The 3,333-nt window shown below is 30.2% G+C and carries 4 protein-coding genes; all 4 read right to left on the bottom strand.

Annotated elements, in window-relative coordinates:
• Positions 1-276 precede the first annotated feature (276 nt).
• Positions 277-897 carry a hypothetical protein gene (locus tag ACFSSB_RS15560; RefSeq protein WP_379905961.1) on the bottom strand — a complete coding sequence of 207 codons (621 nt, stop codon included), beginning with the start codon at positions 895-897 and terminating at the stop codon, positions 277-279.
• A gap of 157 nt (positions 898-1,054) precedes the next feature.
• A complete protein-coding gene (locus ACFSSB_RS15565; RefSeq protein WP_379905963.1) occupies positions 1,055-1,663 on the bottom strand; it encodes a hypothetical protein in 609 nt (202 codons plus the stop codon).
• A 223-nt stretch (positions 1,664-1,886) separates the two neighbouring features.
• On the bottom strand, positions 1,887-2,492 hold the full coding sequence (locus ACFSSB_RS15570; protein ID WP_379905965.1) for a hypothetical protein: 606 nt from the start codon (positions 2,490-2,492) through the stop codon (positions 1,887-1,889).
• Positions 2,493-2,625: 133 nt separating this feature from the next.
• The gene (locus ACFSSB_RS15575) at positions 2,626-3,195 is read right to left on the bottom strand and encodes a hypothetical protein (RefSeq protein ID WP_379905967.1); all 570 of its coding nucleotides are present in this window, start codon (positions 3,193-3,195) and stop codon (positions 2,626-2,628) included.
• Between the last annotated feature and the right edge of the window lie 138 nt (positions 3,196-3,333).

Consider the following 3,333-nt stretch of genomic DNA (forward strand, 5'->3'; position numbering starts at 1 on the left):
TGTGTGTTTACCGGTTGTAAGTTCGGCTAAAATTTTCAGTTTGAAAGGTTCTGAATACCGTCTGATTACTTTGTCATTTTTGTACATAATGTTTAAAATTATGTAGCCTTTATTCAGGACGGGTCAAGCTTGTTGCCAACGTGTTTGTGTATGGTTAGTTGCGTGGTTAAGCAACTAAGTTAGCAAACTTTAACGAACCCGTGAAAATTCCGCAGGAATTTTCGCAAGTAGTGACGAACATAGCAATTAATTATACACGGTGTTACCAAATGGTTTTTAATATCCGACGTAATTAGATTCTTTAATTTTTAAATTCCCGATTTTTTTATCTTTAACCTTAATTGAATACCAAACTCTCCATTGATTACCAGTATCAGGAACATTCAAGTCAGAAGTCAGATAAATAGTGTTTCCTAAAATGCTATCAATTGCCGTTGAGAAAAGATTGCACTCTGCATAAAATTCAGGAATCAGAGATTCTTTGAAATCAGTTCGGTCGATTTGTTTTTTGTCAACAATTGAGTCAGTCAAAAGTTTGAAATCAGTTACCATTTTGTGAGAATGGTCTAAATATTCTTGTTCTCCGTTTTGAGCTAAATTCCTAACAATAGAACTATCGTTTAAACTATAAGTTTTTAATTCAAGAGTGTGTTTTAATTCAGAAATTTTGAATTCCTTTTTTGTCGAAATAGTGTCAAGAATTAAAGGCCAATAATTATTAATTGTATCTTTTTTATTTTTTGATTGGTTAGATTCCAACTCTATTTTTTGTTCAGATTCCGTTTCTGCTGTTAATTCCGTTTTTGACTTAAATTCAGATTGGTTTTTTTCCGATTTATTTCGGTCGCAACTTGATAAAACAGAAAATGTTAATAGTAAAATAAGAAGTTGTTTCATTGTTCGGGTTTCAACTGTTTGGTAACGTGTTTGTATATGGTTTGTTGCGTGGTTAAGCACGTAATTTAGCAAATAAAAACCGAATAGAAAATCCGCGAGGATTTTCGTAAGTAGGCTAGAACTAGCAATAAATTATATACGGTGTTACCACACGTTTTTATTCGATTTGTTCGTATTCTTGTCTATATTTCCACGTTCTAGTATCTCCAATAAATATTAGAGCTGCGAAATATCTAAAATTCGCAACATCAAAAACTAAAGTTCCTTTTTCCGTTTTAGTCAACCGAGTTTTTTTTATGTCAATAGTTCCAGCGATTATTGGAATTAACATAAATTGAGTGTTTTTATTTCTCAAGTATAAATATCCATCTCGTTTCAGTTTGGTTTTAAGAATTCTTTCTCTGAATATTTTTCCATTTTCTAAATACTCTACTTTAAGTTTTTTTGGACTTAAAACTCTTAAATTAAAAGAATATGTGTTTAAAGTGTCAATTTTAAGCGTATCCTTGATTAATTTTCGGTCGATTTCGGTGAAAAAATTGTTAGAATTCCATATTTGTCGATTGTAATTATGTTCTTTATCGATATGAATACTATCAAATTCATTATGAACAATTCCGTATTTACCATTCAATTCGTTTAGGCTTTCTTTTTTCAAAGGATTTGGGTTAATCAGTTCCTTATCAAATGAAGCGCAACTATGGAAAAAGACAGCCAAAATTAAAATCACGTTGAATGCAGTTATATTTCGCAATGTTTTTTTCATAGGTTTTGGTCAAATGTGTGGTAACGTGTTTGTATATGATAAGTAGCGTGCAAGAACGTCTATATTTTTCCGCCACGCAACAAGCCAAATATTTTGTATTTAGCTTTTACCTTTTCTTTTTAAAATGCCAAATCAAAAGATTTGGCGACTTCTCAAAATATACCAAAATTTCCGGTTTAGAAAAGACGCAGCTATTTGTTATATACGGTGTTGTAGTGCGTTTTTATTTTTTTAGTTTTTCTGTCAATTCAATTATTCCATTTTCAGTCAGTTTTCCGTTTCTATAAATCACTTCTGTTTTTTCAGTTCCTTCTATTTCTTGACCATTTTCATCGCAATCAAAATATCTTGAATTAAAAGCAATGTAAATATTTAAGTCATTATCAATTTCCATTAATTCTTCGCATTCAAAACAGGGGTCAGATCCACAAAGCCCAATCATTAAATTTTCTGAACTAATTTTTTCTCCATTTGGTTTGAATGTAGTAAGTACAGGCATATAACATTCTGTTTCTTCAAGTGTGATTATTGCTACGTACGTTCCATTAGTTTTAATTTTACAAAAGATATAATTTTGTTCTTTTCTTTTAATAAGATTTGTTTTTTCATTCAGCTTTTGAAGGTTACTAAAATCATCATCACAGGCCTTTATTTTTATAGGTGTCTCTATTTCTGGAAATTGAGTGATAAACGCTTGAAATTTATCATCGAAATTTAAAGTTTCTGAAGTGGACTCTTCAAATTCAATTTTCAGCTTATGTTCGTCTTTGTTTTCTGATTTACAACTTAAAATCAGAACGATTAATGCTAAAAGTAAAATTCTATTCATATCGTTTTTCAAATGCACTACAACGGTTTTGTGTATGGAAAGTTGCGTTTTTGTGTGCGAGGATTTTCCGCAGGAAAATCAGACGTAACAAAAATGCAACTGCCTTTGATTAAGCACTAAACTACGCAATTTTTTATACACGTTGTTGTAAAACGTTTTTTATTTCGTTCTCAAATTCCGCTGTTAATTTATTCACTTTTCTTTTATTCGCAAACCAATGAAATGGTGAAGGACTTGAGCCAACTCCAAATGAAATACAGTTCACTAAAATATCATTTTCGTTATAGAGTATTGTCATTTGTTTTCCCCAATCAGTTCCAGAATCTTGCCAAGAAAAATTAATTATTGTCATTTGTTGGTTGGTCGATTGGATATTCCAATTATTTTTTTCCGCAATCTTTTTAATCAGATTTGAGTTTTTTCCTCTTGAAAGTCCGCTTATTCGTTTTACAGAGTTTACATTGAAAATAGAGTAAATTAATAGACTACTTAAAATGAATGATAGAATCAGAAAAAATATAGAGAAACCAATCGGTTCATTTTTATTCAAATCGGAATTTAATTCCATTATTGCAATAAAAGGAAAAGCAATAACAAACATTAAGTAAAGAAAATATTCAGAAATTCTTACAAATAACCATTCCTTAATAACTAACTTTTCAGTTTGTATGGATTTAGGAATATCAATTGGAAATCTGCTCATTCTTGGTTTCGTAAATGTCTCGTCCTGAAATATGGCTACAGGTTAAAATTGAATTTACGCTGATAATTTATATACCATATTCGGTGTTTTATAGTCTAAAGATAAATGTAATCTTATTTCGTTGTATAAATTAATTGC

Source organism: Lacinutrix gracilariae, from assembly GCF_042684485.1.
In the GTDB taxonomy this organism is placed as follows: Bacteria; Bacteroidota; Bacteroidia; order Flavobacteriales; family Flavobacteriaceae; genus Oceanihabitans; species Oceanihabitans gracilariae.